The organism is Streptomyces sp. M-16 (genome assembly GCF_052114405.1).
Lineage (GTDB): Bacteria > Actinomycetota > Actinomycetes > Streptomycetales > Streptomycetaceae > Streptomyces.
This window is the reverse complement of record NZ_JBFRER010000028.1, coordinates 1-26,323: the sequence shown is the minus strand read 5'-3', so window position 1 is coordinate 26,323 and position 26,323 is coordinate 1. Positions and strand designations below refer to the sequence as shown.

The 26,323-nt window shown below is 72.5% G+C and carries 24 protein-coding genes and 1 pseudogene; 20 read left to right on the top strand and 5 right to left on the bottom strand.

Annotated elements, in window-relative coordinates:
- The first annotated feature begins 84 nt into the window (after positions 1-84).
- From dnaK to AB4039_RS15255, 4 genes are read left to right on the top strand one after another with little or no spacing between them, the layout of a single operon-like run.
- The gene (dnaK, locus tag AB4039_RS15270; RefSeq protein WP_442270952.1) at positions 85-1,929 is read left to right on the top strand and encodes a molecular chaperone DnaK; all 1,845 of its coding nucleotides are present in this window, start codon (positions 85-87) and stop codon (positions 1,927-1,929) included.
- Positions 1,929-2,600: a nucleotide exchange factor GrpE gene (grpE, locus tag AB4039_RS15265; protein WP_356210992.1), complete on the top strand. Its 672-nt coding sequence runs from the start codon at positions 1,929-1,931 to the stop codon at positions 2,598-2,600. The genes dnaK and grpE overlap by 1 nt, the downstream gene beginning before the upstream one ends.
- A 39-nt stretch (positions 2,601-2,639) precedes the next feature.
- Positions 2,640-3,827 (top strand): molecular chaperone DnaJ, encoded by a 1,188-nt coding sequence (gene dnaJ / locus AB4039_RS15260; RefSeq protein WP_266840070.1) that lies wholly within the window; start codon positions 2,640-2,642, stop codon positions 3,825-3,827.
- Between the two features lies 1 nt (position 3,828).
- Positions 3,829-4,293: a heat shock protein transcriptional repressor HspR gene (locus AB4039_RS15255; protein WP_442270951.1), complete on the top strand. Its 465-nt coding sequence runs from the start codon at positions 3,829-3,831 to the stop codon at positions 4,291-4,293.
- 142 nt (positions 4,294-4,435) lie between these two features.
- Here AB4039_RS15255 and AB4039_RS15250 read toward each other — a convergent pair whose 3' ends face one another.
- Entirely contained in the window at positions 4,436-5,467 is a 1,032-nt protein-coding gene (locus AB4039_RS15250; protein WP_266840068.1) for a helix-turn-helix transcriptional regulator, read from the bottom strand.
- 189 nt (positions 5,468-5,656) lie between these two features.
- Between AB4039_RS15250 and AB4039_RS15245 the strand changes: the two genes are divergently transcribed.
- Together AB4039_RS15245 and AB4039_RS15240 are read left to right on the top strand one after the other, a co-directional pair.
- Positions 5,657-5,905: a hypothetical protein gene (locus AB4039_RS15245; RefSeq protein ID WP_266840067.1), complete on the top strand. Its 249-nt coding sequence runs from the start codon at positions 5,657-5,659 to the stop codon at positions 5,903-5,905.
- Complete coding sequence (locus AB4039_RS15240; RefSeq protein ID WP_030228709.1) at positions 5,905-6,219, top strand: hypothetical protein; 315 nt, start codon at positions 5,905-5,907, stop codon at positions 6,217-6,219. Before AB4039_RS15245 ends, AB4039_RS15240 begins: the two co-directional genes overlap by 1 nt.
- 189 nt (positions 6,220-6,408) lie before the next feature.
- On the opposite strand, the gene AB4039_RS15235 is transcribed toward AB4039_RS15240, so the two are convergent.
- Positions 6,409-6,813, bottom strand: coding sequence for a pyridoxamine 5'-phosphate oxidase family protein (locus AB4039_RS15235; protein ID WP_266840066.1), 405 nt, complete (start codon positions 6,811-6,813; stop codon positions 6,409-6,411).
- A gap of 124 nt (positions 6,814-6,937) precedes the next feature.
- On the opposite strand from AB4039_RS15235, the gene clpB reads away from it, so the two are divergent.
- Complete coding sequence (gene clpB / locus AB4039_RS15230) at positions 6,938-9,523, top strand: ATP-dependent chaperone ClpB (RefSeq protein ID WP_266840065.1); 2,586 nt, start codon at positions 6,938-6,940, stop codon at positions 9,521-9,523.
- Between the two features lie 158 nt (positions 9,524-9,681).
- Entirely contained in the window at positions 9,682-10,224 is a 543-nt protein-coding gene (locus AB4039_RS15225; protein WP_266840064.1) for a YbjN domain-containing protein, read from the top strand.
- Between the two features lie 13 nt (positions 10,225-10,237).
- Here the strand turns inward: AB4039_RS15225 and AB4039_RS15220 are convergent, their stop codons facing one another.
- Positions 10,238-11,368, bottom strand: coding sequence for a hypothetical protein (locus AB4039_RS15220; RefSeq protein WP_442270950.1), 1,131 nt, complete (start codon positions 11,366-11,368; stop codon positions 10,238-10,240).
- A gap of 46 nt (positions 11,369-11,414) precedes the next feature.
- Between AB4039_RS15220 and AB4039_RS15215 the strand changes: the two genes are divergently transcribed.
- Positions 11,415-11,867, top strand: a complete 453-nt coding sequence (locus AB4039_RS15215) for a DUF3224 domain-containing protein (RefSeq protein ID WP_266841741.1) — start codon at positions 11,415-11,417, stop codon at positions 11,865-11,867.
- On the opposite strand, the gene AB4039_RS15210 is transcribed toward AB4039_RS15215, so the two are convergent.
- Positions 11,864-13,051, bottom strand: a complete 1,188-nt coding sequence (locus tag AB4039_RS15210) for a pyridoxal phosphate-dependent aminotransferase (protein WP_266840062.1) — start codon at positions 13,049-13,051, stop codon at positions 11,864-11,866. The genes AB4039_RS15215 and AB4039_RS15210 overlap by 4 nt on opposite strands.
- 128 nt (positions 13,052-13,179) lie before the next feature.
- Between AB4039_RS15210 and AB4039_RS15205 the strand changes: the two genes are divergently transcribed.
- The 10 genes from AB4039_RS15205 (at position 13,180) to AB4039_RS15160 (ending at position 23,642) form a co-directional block, all read left to right on the top strand.
- Positions 13,180-13,410 carry a hypothetical protein gene (locus AB4039_RS15205; RefSeq protein WP_442270949.1) on the top strand — a complete coding sequence of 77 codons (231 nt, stop codon included), beginning with the start codon at positions 13,180-13,182 and terminating at the stop codon, positions 13,408-13,410.
- Positions 13,411-13,737: 327 nt separating this feature from the next.
- Positions 13,738-14,256 carry a DUF2617 family protein gene (locus tag AB4039_RS15200; RefSeq protein WP_266840060.1) on the top strand — a complete coding sequence of 173 codons (519 nt, stop codon included), beginning with the start codon at positions 13,738-13,740 and terminating at the stop codon, positions 14,254-14,256.
- 116 nt (positions 14,257-14,372) lie between these two features.
- Complete coding sequence (locus AB4039_RS15195) at positions 14,373-16,013, top strand: polyamine aminopropyltransferase (protein ID WP_266840059.1); 1,641 nt, start codon at positions 14,373-14,375, stop codon at positions 16,011-16,013.
- Between the two features lie 70 nt (positions 16,014-16,083).
- On the top strand, positions 16,084-17,001 hold the full coding sequence (locus AB4039_RS15190) for an SRPBCC family protein (RefSeq protein WP_266840058.1): 918 nt from the start codon (positions 16,084-16,086) through the stop codon (positions 16,999-17,001).
- 19 nt (positions 17,002-17,020) lie between these two features.
- Positions 17,021-17,809 (top strand): aldose epimerase family protein, encoded by a 789-nt coding sequence (locus AB4039_RS15185; RefSeq protein ID WP_266840057.1) that lies wholly within the window; start codon positions 17,021-17,023, stop codon positions 17,807-17,809.
- Positions 17,810-17,830: 21 nt separating this feature from the next.
- Positions 17,831-18,370 (top strand): orotate phosphoribosyltransferase, encoded by a 540-nt coding sequence (gene pyrE, locus AB4039_RS15180; RefSeq protein WP_266840056.1) that lies wholly within the window; start codon positions 17,831-17,833, stop codon positions 18,368-18,370.
- 241 nt (positions 18,371-18,611) lie between these two features.
- Positions 18,612-19,634: a class II fructose-bisphosphate aldolase gene (gene fbaA, locus AB4039_RS15175; protein ID WP_100660923.1), complete on the top strand. Its 1,023-nt coding sequence runs from the start codon at positions 18,612-18,614 to the stop codon at positions 19,632-19,634.
- 258 nt (positions 19,635-19,892) lie between these two features.
- Positions 19,893-20,639: a ScbR family autoregulator-binding transcription factor gene (locus AB4039_RS15170; protein ID WP_266840055.1), complete on the top strand. Its 747-nt coding sequence runs from the start codon at positions 19,893-19,895 to the stop codon at positions 20,637-20,639.
- Between the two features lie 83 nt (positions 20,640-20,722).
- Positions 20,723-21,442: a BTAD domain-containing putative transcriptional regulator gene (locus AB4039_RS15165; protein ID WP_266840054.1), complete on the top strand. Its 720-nt coding sequence runs from the start codon at positions 20,723-20,725 to the stop codon at positions 21,440-21,442.
- 268 nt (positions 21,443-21,710) lie between these two features.
- Positions 21,711-23,642, top strand: coding sequence for a helix-turn-helix domain-containing protein (locus tag AB4039_RS15160; RefSeq protein ID WP_442270948.1), 1,932 nt, complete (start codon positions 21,711-21,713; stop codon positions 23,640-23,642).
- 61 nt (positions 23,643-23,703) lie between these two features.
- On the opposite strand, the pseudogene AB4039_RS15155 reads toward AB4039_RS15160, so the two are convergent.
- Positions 23,704-24,951: pseudogene (locus AB4039_RS15155) on the bottom strand (IS701 family transposase); the annotation flags it as partial.
- 303 nt (positions 24,952-25,254) lie between these two features.
- Here AB4039_RS15155 and AB4039_RS15150 point away from each other — a divergent pair.
- The coding region (locus AB4039_RS15150) for a CE1758 family FMN-dependent luciferase-like monooxygenase (protein ID WP_442270947.1) at positions 25,255-26,323 on the top strand (1,069 nt) is incomplete at its 3' end.

Here is a 26,323-nt window from a genome sequence, read left to right as displayed (position 1 = left end):
GCCATCGACTCACCTCTGTTGACGCCCGCGCGGCGATACGGCATTCTTGAGTCCGTTGCACTCAAGTCAGCTGGAGGAATTGAAATGGCACGTGCGGTCGGCATCGACCTGGGCACCACTAACTCCGTCGTCAGCGTTCTCGAAGGCGGCGAGCCCACCGTCATCACCAACGCCGAGGGCGCCAGGACCACGCCGTCCGTCGTCGCCTTCGCCAAGAACGGCGAGGTCCTCGTCGGCGAGGTGGCCAAGCGCCAGGCGGTCACGAACGTGGACCGGACCATCCGCTCCGTCAAGCGCCACATGGGCACTGACTGGAAGATCAACCTGGATGGCAAGGACTTCAACCCGCAGCAGATGAGCGCCTTCATCCTGCAGAAGCTGAAGCGCGACGCCGAGGCGTACCTGGGTGAGAAGGTCACGGACGCGGTCATCACCGTCCCGGCGTACTTCAACGACTCCGAGCGCCAGGCGACGAAGGAGGCCGGCGAGATCGCGGGCCTGAACGTCCTGCGCATCGTCAACGAGCCGACGGCCGCCGCCCTGGCCTACGGCCTCGACAAGGACGACCAGACCATTCTCGTCTTCGACCTCGGTGGCGGCACCTTCGACGTGTCGCTCCTGGAGATCGGCGACGGCGTCGTCGAGGTCAAGGCCACCAACGGTGACAACCACCTCGGTGGTGACGACTGGGACCAGCGCGTCGTCGACTACCTGGTGAAGCAGTTCGCCAACGGCCACGGCGTCGACCTGTCCAAGGACAAGATGGCGCTCCAGCGTCTGCGCGAGGCCGCCGAGAAGGCGAAGATCGAGCTGTCCTCCTCCACGGAGACCACGATCAACCTGCCGTACATCACGGCCTCCGCCGAGGGCCCGCTGCACCTGGACGAGAAGCTCACGCGCTCGCAGTTCCAGCAGCTCACCGCGGACCTGCTCGACCGCTGCAAGACCCCGTTCCACAACGTCATCAAGGACGCGGGCATCAACCTGTCCGAGATCGACCACGTGGTCCTGGTCGGCGGCTCCACCCGCATGCCGGCCGTCGCCGAGCTCGTCAAGGAGCTCACCGGCGGTCAGGACGCCAACAAGGGCGTCAACCCGGACGAGGTCGTCGCCATCGGCGCCACCCTCCAGGCCGGTGTGCTCAAGGGTGAGGTCAAGGACGTCCTGCTCCTCGACGTGACCCCGCTGTCCCTCGGCATCGAGACCAAGGGCGGCATCATGACCAAGCTCATCGAGCGCAACACCACGATCCCGACCAAGCGGTCCGAGATCTTCACGACGGCCGAGGACAACCAGCCGTCGGTGCAGATCCAGGTCTACCAGGGCGAGCGCGAGATCGCGGCGTACAACAAGAAGCTCGGCATGTTCGAGCTGACCGGCCTGCCGCCGGCCCCGCGTGGCGTCCCGCAGATCGAGGTCTCCTTCGACATCGACGCGAACGGCATCATGCACGTCACGGCCAAGGACCTCGGCACGGGCAAGGAGCAGAAGATGACCGTCACCGGCGGCTCTTCGCTCGGCAAGGACGAGGTCGACCGCATGCGCCAGGAGGCGGAGCAGTACGCGGACGAGGACCTGCGCCGCAAGGAGGCCGCCGAGTCCCGCAACCAGGGTGAGCAGCTCGTCTACCAGACGGAGAAGTTCCTCTCGGAGAACGCGGACAAGGTCCCCGGTGACGTCAAGAGCGAGGTCGAGACGGCCATCACCGAGCTGAAGGAGAAGCTGAAGGGCGACGACGCGGCCGAGATCCGCACGTCGACCGAGAAGCTCGCCGCGATCAGCCAGAAGCTGGGCCAGGCGATCTACGCCGACGCCCAGGCCGCCCAGGCCGGCGCCCCCGCCGGTGACGCGGGCCAGGCCAAGGCCGACGACGACGTCGTCGACGCCGAGATCGTCGACGACGAGAAGCCGAAGGGTGGCGCTGCCTGATGTCGGAGGAGACCCCGGGCTTCGACGAGAAGCCCGAAGTCCCCGCCGACGGCACGTCCGACGACGCCGCCGAGCCGAAGGCCGCCGCTTCCTCCGACAAGGAGGAGGCCGCGGCCCCGGCCGGGGACTCCGCAGCAGCAGACGTGGCTCTGCTGGCGCAGCTGGACCAGGCCCGTACCGCTCTGGGTGAGCGCACCGCGGACCTCCAGCGGCTCCAGGCGGAGTACCAGAACTACCGCCGCCGCGTGGAGCGGGACCGGATCGCCGTCAAGGAGATCGCGGTCGCGTCCCTGCTGACGGAGCTCCTGCCGACGCTCGACGACATCGGCCGGGCGCGCGAGCACGGCGAACTGGTCGGCGGCTTCAAGTCGGTGGCCGAGTCGCTGGAGACCGCGGCGGCCAAGATGGGCCTGCAGCAGTTCGGCAAGGAGGGCGAGCCCTTCGACCCGACGATCCACGAGGCCCTGATGCACTCGTACGCGCCGGACGTCACGGAGGACACCTGCGTCGCGATCCTCCAGCCGGGGTACCGGATCGGCGAGCGTACGATCCGTCCCGCGCGGGTCGCGGTGGCCGAGCCCCAGCCGGGGGCGGCACCCGCCGCCAAGTCCGAGTCCGCGGAGGGCGACGAGCCGTCCGACAAGGACACGGATGCCCCCGAAAAGGGCTGACGCACCACATGTAGGGATCCGAGAGGAGGGCCACCGGGGATGAGCACGAAGGACTTCGTCGAGAAGGACTACTACAAGGTCCTCGGTGTCCCGAAGGACGCCACCGAGGCCGAGATCAAGAAGGCGTACCGGAAGCTCGCGCGCGAGTTCCACCCGGACGCCAACAAGGGCGACGCCTCGGCCGAGGAGCGCTTCAAGGAGATCTCCGAGGCGAACGACATCCTCGGGGACGCCAAGAAGCGCAAGGAGTACGACGAGGCCCGCGCGCTGTTCGGCAACGGCGGCTTCCGCCCCGGTCCGGGCGGCGGCGGTGGCTCCTTCAACTTCGACCTGGGCGACCTCTTCGGGGGCGCCCAGGGCGGCGGAGCGGGAGGGGCCGGCGGCTTCGGCGGCGGCCTCGGCGACGTCTTCGGCGGCCTGTTCAACCGCGGCGCCGGCCCGGGTGCGGGGACCCGCACCCAGCCGCGCCGGGGCCAGGACGTCGAGTCCGAGGTGACGCTCTCCTTCACGGAGGCGGTGGACGGCGCGACCGTCCCGCTGCGGATGTCCTCGCAGGCCCCCTGCAAGGCCTGTTCCGGCACCGGCGACAAGAACGGCACCCCCAGGGTGTGCCCGACCTGCGTCGGCACCGGCCAGGTGTCGCGGGGCAGCGGCGGCGGCTTCTCGCTGACCGATCCCTGCGCGGACTGCAAGGGCCGCGGCCTGATCGCGGAGACCCCCTGCGACGTCTGCAAGGGCAGCGGGCGGGCCCGCAGCTCGCGGACCATGCAGGTCCGGATCCCGGCGGGCGTCTCCGACGGCCAGCGGATCCGGCTGCGCGGCAAGGGCGCTCCGGGCGAGCGCGGCGGCCCCGCGGGCGACCTCTACGTGGTGGTGCACGTGGACGGCCACCCGGTGTTCGGCCGCAAGGGCGACAACCTCACGGTGACGGTCCCGGTGACCTTCACGGAGGCCGCCCTGGGCGCCGACATCAAGGTGCCCACGCTGAACGGCCCGGCGGTCACGCTGAAACTCCCCCCGGGCACCCCCGGCGGACGTACGATGCGGGCCCGCGGCAAGGGTGCGGTCCGCAAGGACGGCACCCGCGGCGACCTGCTCGTCACGGTGGAGGTGGCGGTTCCGACGGAGCTGTCCGACAAGGCCCGCGAGGCCCTGGAGATGTACCGCGACGCGACCGGTTCCGAGGACCCGCGCGCCCTGCTGTTCGAGTCCGCGAAGGGAGCATGACATGGACGGCCACCGACGACAGCCCCGCCTCGGGAACGGTGCGTACCAGCTCACCGATGAGACCCCGGTCTACGTGATCTCGGTGGCCGCCCAGCTCTCGGGCCTGCATCCGCAGACCCTGCGGCAGTACGACCGGCTCGGTCTGGTCTCCCCGGACCGGACGGCCGGCCGCGGCCGGCGCTACTCCGCCCGGGACATCGAACTGCTCCGCACGGTGCAGCAGCTGTCCCAGGACGAGGGCATCAACCTGGCGGGCATCAAGCGGATCATCGAACTGGAGAACCAGGTGGCCGCGCTCCAGCAGCGCGTCGCCGAGCTGTCCACCGCCGTGGACGGGGCGGCCGCCGCCCTCCAGGCCCGCGAGGCCCAGGTGCACGCCTCGTACCGGCGCGACCTGGTCCCGTACCAGCCGCCGCAGCCGGGCAGCGCCCTGGTCGTCTGGCGCCCCAAGCGCCCGATGGACTGACCGCCCGCCGTACGGGTACGAAGGCCCCGCCCGGGGATTCCCGGGCGGGGCCTTCGCGTACCGGCGGCCGTGCGCGCCCCCGCGGCCCCGGTGCGGCCGGGCGCGCCCCCAGCGGCCCCGTGCGCGCCCCTGTACGGCCTTCTCACGCCTCCGGAAGGTCCGGGGGGCCCTGAGTGTGCAGGATCCCCGACTGGGCGATCAGGAAGCCGAGCTGGGCCCTGCTGCCGCTGCCCAGGGCGGTGGCCAGCCGGGCGATGTGCGCCCGGCAGGTCCGTACGTTCATTCCGAGCCGGCGCGCGATGGCCTCGTCCACGTGTCCCTCGACCAGCAACTGGGCGATGGACCGCTGGACGCCCGAGATCCCGTCGGGCGTGTGCGTGTAGGTGATCTCGTCGTTGAGCGGGACGGCGCGCCGCCACAGCTGCTCGAAGACCTTGATCAGGTACTCCACGAGCCCGGGGTGGCGCAGCTCCAGCGCCACCCGGCGGTCGTCGCTGACCGGGATGAAGGCCACGGTCCGGTCGAAGATGATCAGCCGTTCGATCAGCTCCTCCAGCGTGCGGATCTCCACCTTGCCCGCGGAGATCCGGTCCACGTAGGCGAGCGTGCCCTGGCTGTGCCGCGCGGTGTGCTGGTACAGCGTTCTTATGCTGATGCCGCGGTCGATCAGCGGAGCGTCCCGTTCCAGGGCCTGGGTGAGGGCCAGGGAGGGCCGGGCGCCGCCCGGCTGGACGGTGAGCACCTCCGTATGACATTCGGCCGTCGCCAGATCCAGCGCCGCGTTGATCCGTTCGAATCCTTCCAGCACGGTGATGGCGTGCGTGTCCGCGGGGCTCTGCGCGCTGATGGCGAGGAACGGCTCGAAAGCATCGGTGAGATCTACAGCGGTGCGACGACGGTCCTGGATCTCGCGTTCAATCGGATGCAGCCGTTGCGCCAGTGCAACGGATGGGGGAACCGGACGGAGCTGGTTGGCGTCATCGGGGTCGGGCTGCAGGAGGGCGAATTCAAGCAGGCAGGGAGCCTGTTTGACCTCGCTCCGCGCGATCCGGCCGGTGCTGAGCGCCGCCGCATACAGCCGCGTTCCCTCGGGGCACAGGGCCGTGACGGAGTGGGGATGTGTCGGGTTTGTCGCACTATTGGGCAAATCTCCACCCCCCAGGGTCCTGAACATGCAAGAACATGATGCATCGTCCCTGTGGCATTGACGTGCCTGAATGAGCCATCGTCTGTCAGGCGGGGGAGAGGATTCCATCAAGTGAGGACGAAGCCGACCATGTATAAGAGAATGCTTCGCTCGGCGCTTGCCGTTGGTTTCTCCGCTGTTGCGGTGTTCGGGACAGTCAGTGCTGCCGGAAGTGGCGTGGGGAGCGCTCTGGCCGGCGACACGGGCTGGACCACCAGCGGCGCGATAGCCAAGTCGGACACGGGGTGGACCGCCACCCCCGCGGGCTTCGACACGGGCTGGACCGCAGGGCCCGCCGACATCGACACCGGCTGGACCGCGACCCCCGCCAGCATCGACACCGGCTGGACCGCGACCCCCGCGGACGCCGCGGACAACGGCAAGTTCGACACCGGCTGGACCGCTCTTCCTGCGATGGACGTCTGATGACCCCCGACGACCGCGACTTCCGACGTGAGATGGCTTCCGCCTACCGGTCCGGCTGGCAGTTCATAGACCTCGCGACCGCCATCCCCTATGCGGGCGACTCGCTGATGGTCACCCTCTTCGGCCAGCCCATCGTCGTCGTGCGCGAGGAGGACGAGGACGTCCGCGCCTACCGCTGTCTGCGCCGCCCCCGGGGCGCACCGCAGCCCGTCCGCTGCGAGGTCCGGTACGGCATGGTCTTCGTCAATCTCGATCAGCGGGACCACCAGCTCTTCGAACCCGATATCACCACCGCCACCCCCCGCAGTGCCTGAGGCGATTCCCCCGTCGTTGCAGATCGCCCCAGGTGCTACCCCCACACAACGGCGCCATCGTGGACCTGACCACGATGGCGCCGTTGTGATGTCCGCGTCCAGTGGTTGAACCGGGCCATCGCATGAGGATCCGCTGAGAACGCCCGCCGGACCCGGACCCGCCGGACCCGCCGGACCCGGCCCGCCGCGTCAGGCCCGGCCCATCGCCCGGTCCAGGGTGATCTCCAGGACCACCCGGTCGGGATTGGGCGAGGGCGTCCGCCCGTACCGCTCCGCGTAGCGCGCCACCGCGTCGGCGACCGACGCCTCGTCCGTACGGACCACCGCGCGCCCCTCCAGGGTGGCCCAGCGGCGGCCCTCCATCTGGCACACCGCCACCCGCGCCGCGCCGTCCGGCGCGGTCAGGACGTTGCGCACCTTCTTGCTGTGCTTGTTGCTGATCACCCGGGCCAGCCCCGCCTCGGGGTCGTACGTCACGCCCACCGGCACCACGTGCGGCGTGCCGTCGGGCCGCGGGGTGGTCAGGGTGCAGACGTGCCGTTCCCGCCAGAAGGCGAGGTATTCGGGCGTCGGATCGAATACGTCATGGGACATGCGCCGAAGCGTACGTAACTCGCCTTGAGTGGAATAGACTCAACTTTGCAGACGCTGAACGTGTCAGAGTTACGCAGTGCGGTGCGCGGTGCGCGGCACCCCCGCCGGAGAGGAGAGCCACAGAGTGGAAGCCGAGCTGACGAACAAGAGCCGCGACGCCCTGAACGCGGCCACCAGCAGGGCCGTCAAGGACGGTCACGCCGACCTGACCCCCGCCCACCTGCTGCTGGCGCTCCTCGCGGGCGAGGACAACGAGAACGTCACCGACCTGCTCGCCGCGACCGAGGCCGACCAGGCCGCCGTCCGCTCCGGCGCGGAGCGGCTGCTCGCCGCCCTGCCCAGCGTGACGGGCTCCACCGTCGCGCCGCCGCAGCCCACCCGCGAGCTGCTCGCCGTACTCGCCGAGGCCGACGCCGAGGCGGGCAAGCTCGGCGACGACTACCTCTCCACCGAACACCTCCTCATCGCGACCGCCGCCAAGGGCGGCGCCGCCGGTGAGGTCCTTTCCGCACAGGGCGCGACGGCGAAGAAGCTGCTGGCCGCCTTCGAGAACGCACGAGGAGGGCGGCGGGTGACCACCCCCGATCCCGAAGGCCAGTACAAGGCCCTGGAGAAGTTCGGCACGGACTTCACGGCGGCCGCCCGCGAGGGCAAGCTCGACCCCGTCATCGGCCGCGATCACGAGATCCGCCGCGTTGTCCAGGTCCTTTCGCGCCGAACCAAGAACAACCCGGTGCTGATCGGCGAGCCCGGCGTCGGCAAGACCGCCGTCGTCGAGGGCCTCGCCCAGCGGATCGTCAAGGGCGACGTCCCCGAGTCGCTGAAGAACAAGCGGCTGGTCTCCCTCGACCTCGGGGCGATGGTCGCCGGCGCGAAGTACCGCGGCGAGTTCGAGGAGCGCCTCAAGACCGTCCTGGCGGAGATCAAGTCGAGCGACGGCCAGATCATCACCTTCATCGACGAGCTGCACACCGTCGTCGGCGCGGGCGCCGGCGGGGACTCCGCCATGGACGCGGGCAACATGCTCAAGCCCATGCTGGCCCGCGGCGAGCTGCGGATGGTCGGCGCGACCACCCTGGACGAGTACCGCGAGCGCATCGAGAAGGACCCGGCGCTGGAGCGCCGGTTCCAGCAGGTGCTGGTCGCCGAGCCGTCCGTCGAGGACACGATCGCGATCCTGCGCGGTCTCAAGGGCCGCTACGAGGCCCACCACAAGGTGGTCATCAACGACAGCGCCCTCGTGGCCGCCGCCACCCTCTCCGACCGCTACATCACCTCCCGGTTCCTGCCCGACAAGGCCATCGACCTCGTCGACGAGGCCGCGTCCCGGCTGCGCATGGAGATCGACTCCTCGCCGCTGGAGATCGACGAGCTGCAGCGCTCCGTCGACCGGCTGCGGATGGAGGAGCTGGCGCTGCGGGGCGAGGCCGACCCGGCCTCCATCGAGCGTCTGGAGAAGATCCGCAAGGACCTGGCGGACAAGGAGGAGGAGCTGCGCGGCCTGACCGCCCGCTGGGAGAAGGAGAAGCAGTCCCTCAACCGCGTGGGCGAGCTCAAGGAGCGCCTGGACGACCTGCGCGGCCAGGCCGAGCGCGCCCAGCGCGACGGAGACTTCGACACCGCCTCCAAGCTGCTCTACGGAGAGATCCCGACGCTGGAGCGCGAGCTGGCCGAGGCCACCGAGGCCGAGGCGGAGGCCTCCAAGGGCACCATGGTCAAGGACGAGGTCGGCCCCGACGACATCGCCGACGTCGTCGGTGCCTGGACCGGCATCCCGGCCGGCCGCCTGCTGGAGGGCGAGACCCAGAAGCTGCTCCGCATGGAGCAGGAGCTGGGCCGCCGCCTGATCGGCCAGGGCGAGGCCGTGCGCGCCGTCTCGGACGCGGTGCGCCGCACCCGCGCCGGCATCGCCGACCCGGACCGCCCCACCGGCTCGTTCCTCTTCCTGGGCCCCACGGGCGTGGGCAAGACCGAGCTGGCCAAGGCCCTCGCGGACTTCCTCTTCGACGACGAGCGGGCCATGGTCCGCATCGACATGTCCGAGTACTCCGAGAAGCACAGCGTGGCCCGCCTCGTCGGCGCCCCGCCCGGCTACGTCGGCTACGAGGAGGGCGGCCAGCTCACCGAGGCCGTCCGCCGCCGCCCCTACAGCGTGGTCCTGCTCGACGAGGTGGAGAAGGCCCACCCGGAGGTCTTCGACATCCTGCTCCAGGTCCTCGACGACGGCCGCCTCACCGACGGCCAGGGCCGCACGGTGGACTTCCGCAACACCATCCTGATCCTGACCTCCAACCTCGGCAGCCAGTTCCTGGTGGACCCGGCGATCTCCGCCGAGGACAAGAAGGCCCGGGTCCTGGACGTGGTGCGGGCGAGCTTCAAGCCCGAGTTCCTCAACCGGCTCGACGACCTGGTGGTCTTCTCCGCCCTCACCCGCGACGAGCTGGCCCACATCGCCGAGCTCCAGATCGGACGTCTCGCGCAGCGGCTGGCGGCGCGCCGGCTCGCCCTGGAGGTCACGCCCGGGGCCCTGGCCTGGCTGGCGGACGAGGGCAACGACCCGGCGTACGGCGCCCGCCCCCTGCGCCGCCTGATCCAGACGGCGGTCGGCGACCGCCTCGCCAAGGAGATCCTCTCCGGCGAGGTCAAGGACGGCGACACCGTCCGCGTCGACGTGGCCGGCGACGGCCTCCTGGTCGGCAAGGCCCTCTAGCCCGTCGGGCACGCCCGGTTTCCGCCCCGGTTTCCGCCCTGCTTTCCGCCCCCGTTCCCGCTCCGGTGTCCGCCCGGAGCGGATCGGGCGTGCGGGGGTGGACACGGGGTGGGACCGATGGGGGAGGATGGCTGTATCCGCACGAAGGGAAGTACACGGTGAGCATCGACCCGGCCTCGATTCCGAACTTCGGGGGTCAGCCCGAACCGCAGGCCACAGGACCGGCGGGCCCCGTCGTCCCCGACCAGGATCTGGTCAAGCAGCTCCTGGAGCAGATGGAGCTCAAGTACGTCGTCGACGACGAGGGTGACCTCGCGGCGCCGTGGGAGGACTTCCGGACGTACTTCATGTTCCGCGGCGAAGGCGAGCAGCAGGTCTTCTCCGTCCGGACCTTCTACGACCGCCCGCACGCGATCGACGACAAGCCGCAGCTGCTCGAATCGATCGACGACTGGAACCGTCGCACCCTGTGGCCCAAGGTCTACAGCCACACGCACGACGACGGCTCGGTCCGTCTGATCGGTGAGGCGCAGATGCTGATCGGCACCGGCGTCAACCTGGAGCACTTCGTGTCCTCCACGGTCAGCTGGGTCCGCGCGTCGATCGAGTTCGACAAGTGGCTCATCGAGCAGCTCGGCCTCGAAAAGGAGGTMGACTCCGCGGAGGGCGACGACAAGACCGAGGGCGACGAGGACAACTAGTCGCCAACGGCCCTCACGGAGGTATCCGCGCCACCAGGAGCAGGTACACCCCGTAGCCGTACGAGAGCCCGGCCAGGCAGGCGGTCACCCCGACCGCCGTGCGCGGCCGGGCTCTCGCCATGAGGGCGGCCAGCGGCAGCAGCAGCGGGAACGCGGGCAGCAGGAACCGCGGCTTCGACTCGAAGAACCCGGCCCCGCCGAAGGTGATCAGCAGCAGGGTCCCGGTGTACGCGAGCAGCGGCAGCGGAGCCCGTTCCAGGAGAAGGACCGCCGCGAGCAGGCCGGCCGCGGCCAGGACGGCCACCGTCACCGTGGTGGCGAGCGGGGCGTGCCCGCCGGTCAGCACCTTCTGCACCGAGCCCATCGCCCCCGCGCCGAAGTCGAAGCGCGAGCCCCACTGCCGCTGGACGGCGAAGTAGCCGAGCGGGTCGTGACGGCGCGCCCCGACGGCCAGGACGTACGCCGCCCAGCCCGCCGGCGCCAGCAGCCCGGCCGCCCACACCGCGGGCGCCCGCCGGTCCCGCAGCGCCAGCTCCCGTACGGCCGCCGCCGTCACGGCGGCGGCCACGGCGATCCCGGTGGGCCGGGTCAGTCCGGCCGGCACCGCCAGGGCCGCCGCCCACGCCCAGCGCCCGCGCAGCACGCAGTCCAGGGCCCAGGCGGCGAGGGCGGTCAGCAGTGCCTCGGTGTAGCCGAGGGTCAGCACCACGGAATGCGGCAGCACCGCCCACAGGCCGACGAGCAGCAGCCCGCCCCTGGGGGCTGCGAGGAGCCGCTCCCCGACCCGGTACACACCCACGGCGGCCGCGGCGGCGGCCGTCCAGGACACGGCGAGCCCGGCGAGCGCGGTGCCGCCGGCGAGGCGCACCAGGGCGGGGTAGAGCGGGAAGAAGGCGTAGTCGCTCTGGATGGAGCCGGAGGCCCACATCTGGGTCCGGCCGTAGCCGTGGGCGGCGATCCCGAGGTACCAGACGGAGTCCCAGGAGGCGCCGAGCACCCGTACCGGGTCCCGGCCGGCCCACCAGGATCCGGCGGCCACCACCAGCACCCCGGCTCCGCGTACGGCGGCGAACACACCGAGCGCGACGAGGGCCGTCGGGGCCGTGGTCTCCCGTACCCGCGGCCGCAGGGCCACCAGCGTCATGTTCCGCCCGGCTTTCCCGTGCCCACGGCAGTACGCTCGTCCGATGATGCGAACTGCGGGCACTTTCAAGGTCGTCAGTTTCACTCCGGCGTCGCTCGTACCGGAACCGGCGGTGGAGACCGCGCTTCCCGTCGGAGTCGCCACGCTGGAGAAACACTACGAGGGCGAGGGCCTCGAAGGCCGTTCGGCCACGCTCTTCACCGCGGCCTTCGACCAGGCTTCGGGCATCGGCACGTACGTCGCGATGGAGTCCTTCGAGGGCTCCCTCGAAGGCCGGGAGGGCGCCTTCAACTTCGTCCACTCGGCGACCACGGACGGCGGCCCGCACCGGGGCACCGACCACTTCCTGATCGTCCCGGGCAGCGGTACGGCCGCCCTCGCCGGCATCACCGGTTCGGGCGGCCTGCTCGTCGAGGAGGACGGCACCCACCGCGTCTGGTTCGAGTACCAACTCCCCGGACTGCCGGGCTCCGCCCAGGCCGGGGAGGAACGCGGCTAGAGCTGCCGCAGGCGGGTGACGGCCTCCTGGAGGACATCGGTCCGCTTGCAGAAGGCCCAGCGGACCTGGGTGGCGCCGGCGGACTTGTCGTCGTAGAAGACCTGGTTCGGGATGGCGACCACGCCGCAGCGGGCGGGGAGGGCGCGGCAGAAGGCGAGCCCGTCCTTCTCGCCGAGCGGTGAGACGTCGGTGGTGATGAAGTACGTGCCCTGCGGGCGGAAGACCTCGAACCCGGCGTCGGCGAGGCCGTCGGCGAGGAGGTCGCGCTTGGCGGCGAGGTCGGCGCGGAAGTCGTCGTAGTAGGAGTCGGGGAGGGCGAGGGCCTCGGCGACGGCGTACTGGAAGGGCCCCGAGGAGACGTACGTCAGGAACTGCTTCGCGGAGCGCACGGCCGAGACGAGGGCGGGCGGGGCGGTGATCCAGCCGACCTTCCAGCCCGTGAAGGAGAAGGTCTTGCCGGCCGAGGAGATGGTGACGGTGCGCTCGCGCATGCCGGGGAGCGAGGCCAGCGGGGTGTGGCCGCCCTCGAAGACCAGGTGCTCGTAGACCTCGTCCGTGACGACGAGGAGGTCCCGCTCGACGGCGAGTTCGGCGATCGCGGCCAGTTCGGCGGGGGTGAGGACGGTGCCCGTCGGGTTGTGCGGGGTGTTCAGCAGGAGCAGCCGGGTGCGCGGGGTGACGGCGTCGCGCAGGGCGTCCAGGTCGGGGCGGAAGTCCGGGGCGCGCAGGGTGAGCGGGACGCGGACGGCCCCGGCCATGGCGATGCAGGCGGCGTAGGAGTCGTAGAACGGTTCGAGGGCGATGACCTCGTCGCCGGGTTCCAGGAGGGCGAGGAGGGCGGCGGCGATGGCCTCGGTGGCTCCGGCGGTGACGAGCACCTCGGTGTCCGGGTCGTAGCCGAGCCCGTAGAAGCGCTGCTGGTGGGCGGTGATCGCCGCGCGGAGTTCGGGGACGCCCGGACCCGGCGGGTACTGGTTGCCGCGGCCGTCGCGGATCGCGCGGACGGCGGCCTCGGCGATCTCGGCGGGGCCGTCGGTGTCGGGGAACCCCTGGCCCAGGTTGATCGATCCAGTGGCGGCGGCCAGAGCCGACATCTCCGCGAAGATCGTCGTGCCGAAGGCGGCCAGCCGGCGGTTGAGGAACGGGCGGTTGCTGCTGCTCGCGGGTGCGCTCATGGCCGCCATCCTGGGGGGAACCTCTGGAGTTGCTCAAGTGTGCTTTGGCCGTGTTGGCCTGCGGGCATCCCCCCTGCACACCGGGACGAGGGGATCCCGGGACCCGGGGGACCGGGTGTCAGATAGGGGGCGAGGACATGATTCTTTCCGTGCTGATCGTCGGGGCCGTGGTGGGCGGCGTCATCCTGATCAAGAAGCTCTTCGGGGGCGGCGGTTCCGGCAGCGGCGGCGGCTCCGGCGGCTGGTGGGCGGGCGGTGGCGGGGCCTCCTCCTGCGGTTCCTCCTCGTCGTGCGGCTCCTCGTCCTCCTGTGGTTCGTCGTCCTCGTGCGGATCGTCCTGCGGTGGCGGAGGGTGCGGCTCCAGCTGACACTGGGAGAGGCCTGCCGGGGCCGCGTGAACGGGCGCTGCGGCGGGGACAACTTCCCTGGTACGTCTTCTTGTTCGGGCCCGCGCTACGGCGTACGGGCGGCATGTGGTTGAACACGTGAACCGAGTAGCCCCCGGGGGGATGTAAACCCCGTCAAGTTGGGTAAAAACGCTGTGAGTGCCGTGCCTTTCATGATTCCCTCGGTTGAGTAGACCAGTCCTCGGACCTCCCTGGACTTCCTGCGGACCCGTGCCGGTGTCCCCCCACCCGTTGACTACCGCTGGCGGGCCCCGGCCCATCTCCCTCGCGCGTTTGCGGAGCCGACTCATGCTCACGACCCTCCAGACCACCTACACCGACACGCGTGCCGCCGATCTCGCCTGGGCCCTGGGACGGGAGCGGCTGCCCGCCCTGGCCGCACTCAACCTCCAGCTCGCGGACGCGAAGGTGGAGTTGCGCCTGCTCGGGGCCTCCCACCAGGTGCTCCTGGAGGAGGGCGAGGTGCTCTGCTCGGAGACGGTCGCCTGCATGCCCGGCAGCAGTACGCCGCTGCCGCTCGGCGTGGCCAAGCGGGTGGGTGACTGGGAGTACGAGTTCGCCGCGCGCGTGGAGACCCTCTCGCGCGGCTCCTTCGCGGGGCGGGCCCAGGAACTGCTCGCGCTGGTAGCGGACCACCCGAACGGCCTAGCGGGCACCTTCCCGGGCGATCCGCACGCGTTCACCGCCCTGCTGGCCCAGCGCTACGAGGGCCAGGTGCGCTGGCGGACCTGGCACGCGTACCCGCAGGAGGGCCAGCTGGTGGCCACCCGGACCCGGGTCGGCGTGCGCACGGGAGTGGCCGTCTAGGGCGCCGGGGTTGCGTGCCGATTGCCGGCCCATTACGCCAACTGGCCTGATCCACACGCCAGTTGCACCCATGTGGGTGACAGGGTGTGAGTGGGTGGTGACGTACGGTTCGCTGCATGATCGACCGTTCCGCCCCGCGCGGGGTGCTCCCGGCGCCGGAGCCGCGGGGCGTGCAGCCCGTCCCGGCCGCCCTGCCCGTACGCCCCCGGACCGGCCGACTCCTCGTCCTGGCCACCGTGTTCGTGTGCGCCGCCTGCGGGCTCGTGTACGAACTGGAGCTGCTCGCCCTCGGCTCGTACCTCATCGGAGATTCCGTCACCCAGGCGTCGGTGGTGCTGTCCGTCATGGTCTTCGCCATGGGTGTCGGCTCACTGCTCGCCAAACGGCTCCGCGGCCGGCCCGCCTTCGGCTTCGGCGCCATCGAGGCCGCGCTCGCCCTGCTCGGCGGCTTCTCCGCGATGGCCCTGTACGCGAGCTTCGCCTGGCTGGGGGAGTCGCGGCCGGCCCTCGTCGCCTTCTCCTTCGCCATCGGGGTGCTCATCGGCGCGGAGATCCCGCTGCTGATGGTCCTCATCCAGCGCGTCCGCAGACAGGACGCCGGCGGGGCCGTCGCCGACCTCTTCGCCGCCGACTACGTGGGCGCCCTCGTCGGCGGGCTCGCCTTCCCCTTCCTGCTGCTCCCGATGGTCGGGCAGCTCACCGGTGCCCTGCTCACCGGCACCGTCAACGCGGTCGTCGGCGGCGGGCTCGTCCTGTGGCTGTTCCGCCGCGACCTCAGCCGCCGCTGCCGCTGGCTGCTGATCGCCGCCAACGCGACCGTCCTGGCCGTCCTCGCCTCCGCGACCCTGCTCGCCGACGACTTCGAACGGGTCGCCCGCACCGCCGTCTACGGCGGGGAGGTCCGCGTCGCCGTGCAGACCGGGGTGCAGGAACTGGTGCTGACCGGCCCGGCCACCGGCTCCCCGCGCTCCCTCGACCTCTACCTCGACGGCCGGCTCCGGGTCTCCGGCTACGACGAGTACCGCTACCACGAGGCCCTCGTCCACCCCGCCATGACCGGCCCGCACGCCCGCGTGCTGGTCCTCGGCGGCGGCGACGGGCTCGCCGCCCGCGAGGTGCTGCGCTACCGCGACGTCGCCTCCGTCACCGTCGTCGAGCTCGACCCCGGAGTGGTCCGGCTCGCCCGCACCGACCCCATGCTCTCCGCGCTCAACGCCAAGGCCTACGAGGACCCCCGGATCGGCGTCGTCACGCAGGACGCCTTCCGCTGGCTGCGGGGCCCGGCCGCCCGCGACCGCTTCGACGTCATCGTCTCCGACCTCCCCGACCCGGGCATCACCCCGAGCACGAAGCTGTACTCGCAGGAGTTCTACGGCCTGGCCGCGCGCGCCCTGAACCCCGGCGGGCGGCTCGCCGTCCACGCCGGGCCCCTGACCACCCGGCCGCGCACCTACTGGACCGTCGACTCCACCCTCCGGGCGGCCGGGCTGCTCACCACCCCCTACAGCGCGGGCGGCCGCCTCACCGGCTTCACCGCCGGCCCCGACCGCACCGCCGGGGCCGCGGGCTCGCCCCCGCAGGACTGGGGCTTCGTACTCGCCGCCCGCGAGCGCGTCCCCGAGCTGCGGGTCGACCGGGACGCGCCCGCCCTGCGCGCCGTGTCCACCCGGGCCCTGCGGGACTCCGCCCGGGACGCGGCCCGGACCCGGCTGACCGGGCTCCCGCCCTCGACGCTCCCGCACCCGCGCTACTCCTGATCCCGCCCGCCGGGGCCCGGGACTGTCGTGTCCGTGTGCACGGACGGGCCACGTCGGTAGGCTCGACCACATGGAGCATCAGGTGTTCGTTCCGGTACCGGCAGACGATCTCCGCGCCCTGCTGCGCGATCCCGCCCGGGTGGCCCGCTGCGTCCCCGGCCTCCAGCAGGACGCCGATACGGCGGCCGGGCCGCTCGCGGGGCGCCTCAGGGTGCGGGTCGGCGGGAGCACGGTGACCTACCGGGGGGCGCTGTCCCTCACCGAGCCGGAGCCCGGCCGCTTCGCCGCCGGGGGCGAGGGCGCCGAGGTGCGCGGGAGCGGCACCGTCAAGCTCGCCCTCGGGCTGCGGCTGATCCCGCACGAGGGCGGCACCCGGCTGGAGTTCACCGCGGAGGCGACCGTCGACGGACGCGCCGCCGCCTTCGAACCCGAGGCCACCGCCACCGCCGCCCGCAGGCTCCTCGACCGGCTCGCCGGGAACCTCGCCGCGGCCGGCGGACCCGAACGCGACGCCCGGCCGCGGCCGCAGGACCCGGTGGCGGAGGCGGAAGAGGCGGAAGAGGCGGCGGAGGCGAACGGAGCGGACGAGGGCGCGGGCAGCGGTGAGGAAGGGGAGGCGGGGCCCGGGGTCAGCGCGTCCGTGTTCGAGACCGAAGTGCCGCCCCCCTCCCTGGACCCCTTCGCGGAAGCCGACTTCACCGAGCCGTCCGGAGCCGCCGGGGCGCCCGAGCCCGCCGGCACCGACGCCGCCGCGGGTGCTCCCGGCGGCTCCGCCCGTCCCCCGGCCGAGGCGGCCCACGCCCGCCGCACGATGATCGGCCGCAGCGCCGAGGAGGTCGACCACGCGCCGCCGCGCGGCCGTTACGCCCCCGTACCGGCCCCCTCCACCGTCGGCGCGGGAGCCGGCATGCGCTGGATCGCCCCGGCGGCGGCCCTGGCCCTGGCCTCGGCCGTCGTTGTCGGAAGGGTGTTGCGCCGCCGCCGCTGACGGGCCGTAGGGTCGCCGTATGAGTACGCGACTGAGCGCCGGCGGCGCCGACATCACCATCGACCGGGAGAACGGCTGCCGGATCAGCAGTCTGCGCGTCGACGGCACCGAGCTGCTGCGCCAGGGCCCGCACTTCGGGTCCTTCCCCATGGTCCCCTGGTGCGGCCGGACGGCGAACGGGCGGTTCCACGACGGGGCGACCGTCCACCGGCTGCCCCTGAACCACCCCCCGCACGCCATCCACGGCTTCGGCCGCGACGCCTCCTGGAAGCCCGCCGGGGTGAGCGCGACCCGGGCCGCCTTCGTCTACGACCTCGCAGACCCGTGGCCGTACGCGGGCCGGGTGACCCAGGTCTTCGAGCTCACCGAGGACGCGCTGACGCTCACCCTGGGCGTGGAGACGTACGAGGACTCCTTCCCGGCGCAGGCGGGCTGGCACCCCTGGTTCCACCGCGTCCTGACGCCCGGCGGGCCCGAGGCGCAGATCGCCTTCGACCCGGCCTGGCAGGAGGAACGCGGCGAGGACCACATCCCGACCGGCCGCCGCATCGCCCCGAAGCCGGGACCCTGGGACGACTGCTTCGGCATGCCCGAGGGGGTCGACGTCACCCTCACCTGGCCCGGTCAGCTGGAGCTGAAGGTCACCAGCCGGGCCGAATGGGTGGTGGTCTACGACGAGCAGCCCGAGGCCGTCTGCGTCGAGCCCCAGTCCGGACCGCCGAACGGCCTGAACAGCCTCCCGCAGCTGGTCACCCCCGTCGACCCGCTGGAGATCTCCAGCACCTGGACCTGGCGGCGGCTCCCGTAGGGCGCAATTAAGCTCGGGGGCATGACTGACGTACGCGATGCGCTTCTGCAGCAGATCAAGGACAAGGCCGTCGTGCACGGCAAGGTGACCCTCTCCTCCGGCAAGGAGGCCGACTACTACATCGACCTCCGCCGGATCACCCTCGACGGCGAGGCGGCCCCGATGGTCGGGCAGGTCATGCTCGACCTCACCGCCGACCTCGACTTCGACTGCGTCGGCGGCCTGACCCTGGGCGCCGACCCGGTGGCCACCTCGATGCTCCACGCCTCCGCCGCCCGCGGCGCGCGCCTCGACGCCTTCGTCGTCCGCAAGGCGCAGAAGGCCCACGGCATGCAGCGCCGCATCGAGGGCACCGAGGTGAAGGGCAAGCGCTGCCTGGTCGTCGAGGACACCTCGACCACCGGCGGCTCCCCGCTGACCGCCGTCGAGGCGGTCCGCGAGGCCGGCGGCGAGGTCGTCGCCGTCGCGACCATCGTGGACCGGGGCGCGGCCGACGCCATCGCCGCGGCCGGGCTGCCGTACCTGACCGGCTACCGACTGGGCGACCTGGGTCTTTCCTGACCCCTGTCCGGCTCGGGTCCCGACCGTGGGACGGTGCGCGACGACTCGTGACGAAGGTCCCGAGGTGACGCCGGGCGGCGGAGTGTTTCACGTGAAACACTCCGCCCGATCCGCACTCCGTCGGGTGGTGAGGGGGGTGGAGTGCCGCGCCGAGTCTGGAAAGATAGGCGCGACGATGACGTCGCCCCCAGGTCAGGGCCCGCAATCAGCACCCTTCCCCGCACAACCAAGGAGCGGACAGATGCCCATCGCAACCCCCGAGATCTACAACGAGATGCTCGACCGGGCGAAGGCAGGCAAGTTCGCCTACCCGGCCATCAACGTGACCTCGACCCAGACCCTGCACGCTGCGCTGCGCGGCTTCGCGGAGGCCGAGAGCGACGGCATCATCCAGATCTCCACCGGCGGTGCCGAGTTCCTGGGTGGTCAGTACAACAAGGACATGGTCACCGGCGCCGTCGCCCTGGCCGAGTTCGCGCACGTCGTCGCCGCCAAGTACGACGTCACGGTCGCGCTGCACACCGACCACTGCCCCAAGGACAAGCTGGACGGCTACGTACGTCCGCTCCTGGAGGTCTCCGCCGAGCGCGTGGCCCGTGGTCTGAACCCGCTCTTCCAGTCGCACATGTGGGACGGCTCCGCCGAGACCCTGTCCGACAACCTGGCCATCGCCCAGGAGCTGCTCGCCAAGGCCGCCGCCGCGAAGATCATCCTTGAGGTCGAGATCACCCCGACCGGTGGCGAGGAGGACGGCGTCAGCCACGAGATCAACGACGAGCTGTACACCACCGTCGAGGACGCGCTGCGCACCGCCGAGGCCCTGGGCCTGGGCGAGAAGGGCCGCTACCTGCTGGCCGCCTCCTTCGGCAACGTGCACGGCGTCTACAAGCCGGGCAACGTCGTCCTGCGCCCCGAGCTCCTCAAGGACCTCCAGGCCGGCGTCGGCGAGAAGTACGGCAAGGCCTCGCCGTTCGACTTCGTCTTCCACGGCGGCTCGGGCTCCACGGCCGAGGAGATCGCCACCGCGCTGGAGAACGGCGTCGTGAAGATGAACCTCGACACCGACACCCAGTACGCCTTCACCCGCCCCGTCGCGGACCACATGTTCCGCAACTACGACGGTGTCCTGAAGGTCGACGGCGAGGTCGGCACGAAGTCCACCTACGACCCGCGCACCTGGGGCAAGCTGGCCGAGGCCGGCATGGCCAAGCGCGTCGCGGAGGCCTGCGCCAACCTGCGCTCCGCCGGTACCAAGCTGAAGTAGGCAGTCAGCACCGAGGACCCGAAGGGGGTCCGCCGGTCCGCAACGGACCGGCGGACCCCCTTTGGCATGGGGCCGGAATCCCCACCTCCGCCCTGTTCCGCTGCCCTTTCGGGCAGGGTGTGGCGGCGGATACCGGGCAATCTGACGGAGCGGGACCCGTCCGGTGGACTTGTGGCCACGCGATGGTGTGGAATCTAGACACAAAAACGTACCCGTGAGGATGTAAAGCCGGCGGGCCAGGAGAAGGCGACGCCAGACATGAGGACAGAGCGACCCCAGGTGAAGCAGGACCGGGCGGTGCGCACGCGTCGGGCGATCCTGGAGGCGGCGGCCGAGGTCTTCGAGGAGCGCGGCTACGACACGGCCAAGCTCTCGGACATCGTCAACATCGCGAAGGTCACCAAGGGTGCCCTCTACTTCCACTTCGACTCCAAGGAAGCCCTGGCCCAGGCCGTCATCGACGCCCAGAACGAGACGCAGCCGCCGATGGTCCCGCAGCCGTACAAGGCGCAGGAGTTCGTGGACATCGGCATGGTCTTCTCGCACCGGCTGCGGCACGAGACGCTGATCCGGGCGAGCGCCCGGCTCTCGCTGGAGCAGGTCGGCGCCCAGCTCGACCGGGCGGCTCCCTACCAGGCCTGGATCGACCAGCACGCGGCCCTGCTGGAAGAGGCGAAGGAGCGGGGCGAGCTGCTGCCCAACGTGGACACGGTGGTGCCGTCGCGGCTGATCGTGGGCGCGTACGCGGGGCTCAACACCATGTCCCAGATGCTGCGCCTGGAGCTGGACGCGCAGGTGTCGGAGCTCTACACCCACGTGATGCCGAACGTGGTGGTGCCGGCCGTGGCGATCCGGCTCGACACCCGGCCGGGGCGGGGTGCGCGGGCCCTGTTCGGTCCGGAGGGCGTCCACGCGTGCCGGATGGGTTGCGCGGGCGGGGTGGAACCGGGTGAGGTGGACCCGGGCGCGGGCGAGGAGACCTCCGGCGACGCGGCCTCGGGCTGACACGGCGTTCGGGCAAGCCCTCCCCTTCCCAAGAAGATCCTTCCGGGTATTATTTTTTTGCTTGCCTGCCCAGGGAGGACAACGTGGACATTGAGGTGCTCGGCCCCCCTCGGGTCACCGAGAACGGTGTGCCCATCACGGCCCCCACGCCGGAGTCCCGGCACGTCCTCGCGGTCCTCGCGGCCTCTCCCGACCGGGTCGTGCCCGTCTCCGTGCTCGCCGACGAACTCGCCGCCCGCGTCACGCCCGAGCACGCCCGGGCCGTCCTGCACACCGCCGTACGCCGCCTGCGCGAGCGGATCGCCGAGGCGCTGGGCCCTTCTTCGGTACGGACTCCCGAAACGGTGCTCTCCACACGTCCCGGCGGGTATCTTCTCGACACCGGCGGCGGCCGTTGTGACGTGAGGGAGTTCGAGCGCGAGGCCGGGGCCGGCTACCGGGCCATGGGACGCGGTGATCCCGCCCAGGCCGCCGCCCGGCTCCGGCGGGCCCTGGACCTGTGGACCGGCCCCGCCCTGGACGGGATCGCGGCCGGCACCTGGCTCCGCCGGCGCATCGCCGTGCTCGACGCCGACCGGCTCTCCGTACTCGGCCAGTGGGTCGAAGCGGAACTCGCGCTCGGCCGCCACCGCGAACTGCGCCTGGCCCTGGCCGGTCTGCGCGGTGCCGGCGCGGGGCGCCCCGGAGATGCCTACCTGGCCGCCCTGCGCCGGGCCGAAGAGCGCGCCCTGGCCCCGCGCCCCGCGCAGGCGGGCCTGACCCTGGCCCCGCTCCCGGCCCTGGCCTGCGCCACCCGGCCTTGACCCCCGGTCCTGACCCCCGGCCTTGACCCCCCGGCCTTGACCCCCCGGCCTTGACCCCGGCCTTGACCCCGGCCTTACGCACCGGCCTTACGCACCGGCTCCGGCCCGGCCTGCCGCGCTGCCCGGCCCGGCCTTCGTTCCGGCCCGTTCGCGGGGTCCGGCGGACGGCCGGTCCGGTGCTCCCGCGCGCCTTGCTTGACCCCTCGCCGCACGGAACCTAGGTTCGGGAGCCGGGCAGAAAACAGCTGGTCGGACGGGGGATGGCGGGATGCCGGGGGATGAATCGGGCGCACTGGCCGTACTGGAACTGCTCGCGGCGGACGCCCCCCAGGGCCGGTACGACGCCCTGCTCGCCGAAGCCCACGCCACGGGCACCGGCGAGGAGGCCCTCGCGGAACTCGCCCGCGCCGTGGAACTGGCCCGCTCGGTCCGGGCCGGCACCATCCGCCGCGAGCAGCGCGAAGCCGCCCTCACCGCCCTCGTGGACACCGCGCACGACCTCACCTCCCCGTACGACATCGACGGCCTGCTCCGTCTGATCACCCGCCGCGCCCGGCGCCTCCTCGGCTTCGACATGGCGTGGCTCTCGCTCAGCCGCCCGGACGGGTCCGCGTACGTACGCACCTCCGAGGGCGAGACCACCGCCCTCAACGCCGGCCTCGAACTGGGCACCGGCCGGGGCCTCGGCAGCATCGCCCAGGCCCGCCGCTCCCCGGTGTGGACCGCCGACTACCTCGCCGACCCGGCCATCGCGCACGCCCCCGGCATCGACGCCGTCGTGGAGGCGGAGGGCCTGCACGCGATCATCGCCGTCCCGCTGCGGCGCGGGGACTCCAGCCTCGGCGCCCTCTACGGCTCCGACCGCGCGGTACGGCATTTCACCCCGGACGAGATCGGCATCATGCTCTCCCTCGCCGACCTGGCCGCCGTCGCCATCGAGAAGGCCCGCCTGCTGGAGCAGACCCGGGACGAGGTCACCGAGCTGGAGGCCTTCGGCTCGCGCACCAACACCGCCCTCACCCGGGTCCGTTACCTGTGGGAGTGCCACGCCCGGCTGGCCGGCCTGGTCCTCGACGGGGCCGGGCTGCCCACCCTCGCCCGTGCCACCGCCGACGCGCTGGACGGCGTGCTCCAGGTACGGGACCCGGGCGGCCGGCCGCTGACCGCCACCGGTGAACTGCCCGGTCTGGACGAGGACGCGGTGGCCAAGGCGGCCCTCCAGGCGCTGACCGACCGGCGGCCGGTCCGGCTGCCCGGCGACCTGTGGCTGGCCCCCGTACTCGCCGGCGCGGAGGACCTCGGGGTGCTGCTGCTGAGCGCGTCGGCGCCGCTGGCCGACGAGGACGTCCGGCTGCTCCAGCTCGCCGCGCAGTCCGTGGCCTCCCTCATGCTGATCCAGCGCGGCACCGCCGCCGCCGAGGGGCCCGTGCACGACGAACTCCTCGCCGACCTGCTGGAGCGGCCGCACTCCGTCGATCTGTACCTGCTGGAGCGCACCCGCCGGCTCGGCATCGACCTCGACCGCCCGCACGTGGTGGTCGTCGCCCGGCCCGAGGGCGGCGAACTGGGCAAGGCCGTCGCCTGGGCGTCCTCGTACGCGTACCGGGCGGGCGGCCTCAAGGGCGTCCGCCGCGGCTGCATCGTCCTGGTGCTGCCCGGTACCGACGCCTCCGCCGCCGCGCACCGGGTCTCCGGCGAACTCTCGCCGCTCCTCGGTCACGCCGTGTCCACGGGCGCCGCGGGGCCCACCGCCGCCGCGGGGGAGGTGGCCGGCGCGTACGCCGAGGCCGTGCGCTGCCTGGACGCGCTGACCGCCCTGGACGGGGTCGGCGGCACGGCCTCCCTGCGCGAACTGGGCTTCCTCGGGCTGCTGTTGTCCGCCGACCACGACGTGGAGTCCTTCATCGCCGCGACCATCGGCCCCGTCCTGGAGTACGACACCGACCGGCTGACGCACCTGACCCGCACCGTGGAGGCCTACTTCGCCTCCGGGGCCAGCCCCACCCGCGCCGCCGAGACCCTGCACGTGCACCCCAACACGGTCTCCCGCCGCCTGGAGCGCATCGCCGAACTGCTCGGCCCGCACTGGCAGAAGCCCGCGCAGGCCCTCGAAATCCAGCTGGCGCTGCGGCTGCGCAAGGCCCGTACGGTCCTCCACGACCGCCGGACCGCCGCGCAAGAGGCCGAACAGGCGGGGTAGGACGGGGAGCCCGTACGGCGGCCGGGCGGCGGGGCGGCCGGGTGGTCCGCGTCGCCTACGCCGTCAGGGCGCGGGCGGCGTGTGCGATCGAGGCCAGCGTGACGTGGCGGTGCCAGCCGGGCAGGGCGCGGCCCGTGAAATCGCGCAGCCCCGCCTCGCGGCCGCTGTGTTCGGCGGCGCAGTCCACGCGCAGCGCCTGCTTGGTGAGCCGCAGCAGCGGGCCCACGGGAAGGCGCACCAGGTCCGTCACCCACATCTGCGCCGGTTCGCGGCGCGGGTCCGTCCACTCGCCGACCAGCAGCAGGTGCCGCCGGCGGGCCGGGGACGGGTCGGGCATCATCACGCGCACCGCCACCGCGAGGGTGCTGCGGTGGCGGCCCCCCGGGCGCGCGGGGTCAGGGTCGGTCCACTCCACCGGGGTGCACAGGCCCCGCACCGACCGCAGGACCTCGCGGGCGCCGCGCGGGCCCGCGCCGTGGCCGGGCAGCGCCGGGTCGGTGACCAGCAGCGGGGTCGCGGGGTCGACGCGGGCGATCACCGGCAGCCCGGCCTCCGCGAAGCGGTTCATCGTCGAACGGGTGCCGATGTGCCGGATGTCCAGCACCACGGGGCGGGGCGCGCCCGTGGTGCGGCGCACGGTCGCGATGACGGAGGCGGTGGCGGACTCCTCGTACGCGGCCTCCTCGTACGCGGCCCGGGCGGCCCGGGCGGCGAGGGCGCCGGGCGCGTTGGCGGGGGCCCCCGGGCCCGCGGGGGCCTGCGCCTCCGGGAGGAACATCCGCCAGCCGACCGGCGTCACCAGCCCGGCGGACGCGAACCAGGTCCCGAAGGCCTGCTGACCCCGGAACATCTGTCCCTGGTGCGGGTCGAAGCGGTGCGCCACGCCCACCGAGTGCTCGCCGCCCTTGGGGATCGCCATCGGCTGCGCCACCCACGCGGTCGGCGTGGCGGTGGCCTCCAGGTAGCCGCAGAGGGCGCCGCGGATCGGTTCCCAGTCCCAGGTGGAGCTGGAGATGAAGTGGTGCATGCTCTGCTCGGCGGCCCCTCCGCCCACCTGTCCGGCGATCCCGCGCATCGACTTGCGGCCCGGGAGGGCCAGCAGTCCCCGTACGTACCTGCGGCCCTTCTCGCGCTGGTCCCTGCGGCGCAGCGAGCCGAGGACGGCGGCGCAGAGGTCGTCGGCGGCCTCGTACGCGGCGGCCGTGGCCGGTCCGCCGGTCCCTCCGCCGGTCCCTCCGCCGGCCCTGCCGGGCGCCCCGCCGCGGTCCGGTGTGGTCGTCCCCGTACCCGTGACGGTGCTGCTGCTCATGATCGTGGCCACGACATGCCCCCCTAGGCGTGCATCGACTGCACCCCCACCGTCCTTCGAGTACCCCTCTTCCGGGGAGGTGCGCCGGGCACCGCACTTCGCCCGAACGTGGTGGGGACCCCACCACCCCCCGGCACGACCCGACTTGACGGACTGCCGGAACAGCCCTGGCCCGTCGCCCGGAGATCCGGCACGGTCCTGTTCCGGGCCCCGGTGGCCCCCCACGGACCGCGGTGCCGGGGCCTGCCCCCCGGCACCGCACCGCCGGGCGTACGACGTCGGCACGAGAGGCGGGGCGGCAGGGTGCAGTTCGGGATCTTCTCGATCGGTGAGGTGGTCCCCGACCCCCTGGGCGGCCGGGCACCGACCGAGTACGAGCGGATCAAGGCCATGACCACCCTCGCCGTCCGGGCGGAGGAGGCCGGCCTCGACGTCTTCGCCGTCGGCGAGCACCACAACCCGCCCTACGTCTGCTCCGCGCCGACGACCCTGCTCGCCTACGTCGCCGCCCGCACCCGGCGGCTCATCCTGTCCACCGCCACCACCCTCGTCACCACCAACGACCCCGTGCGCGTGGCGGAGGAGTTCGCGCTGCTCCAGCACCTCGCGGACGGCCGCGTGGACCTGATGACCGGCCACGGCAACACCCCGGACGTCTACCCCTGGTTCGGCCAGGACCTGCGCCAGGGCCACGAGCTGGCCCGGGAGAACTACGCCCTGCTGCACCGGCTCTGGCGCGAGGAGCAGGTCGACTGGCGGGGCCGCTCCCGCGCCCGCCTCGACGGCTTCACCTCCACGCCCCGCCCGCTGGACGGCGTACCGCCCTTCGTGTGGCACGCGGCGCTGCGCTCGCCGGAGGCCGCCGAGCGGGCCGCGCTCTACGGCGACGGCTTCTTCGCGGACAACCTCCACGGACCCGTCGAGCACCACGCCCGCCTCGTGGACCTGTACCGGACCCGGTACGCGGAGCACGGCCACGGCACGGCCGAGCAGGCCGTCGTGGGGATCGGCGGGCAGGTCTTCGTGCGCCCCCGCTCGCAGGACGCGGTGCGCGGGTTCCGCCCGTACTTCGACCTGTCCCCGGCGTACGGGGGCCGGTACTCCCTGGAGGAGTGCGCGGCCCGGACCCCGCTGGTCGTGGGCAGCCCCGACGAGGCCGTCGAGAAGATCCTCGGGTTCCGGCAGGCCTACGGGGACTACCAGCGCCAGCTCTTCGCCGTGGACCACGCGGGGTTGCCGCTGAAGACCGCCCTGGAGCAGATCGACCTGCTGGGGGAGCGGATCGTCCCGGTGCTGCGCCGCGAGCTGGCCGTGGGCCGCGCGAAGGCCGCCCCGCCGGGGCCCCGGCAGCCGCCCCGCCGGGGCCCCGGCA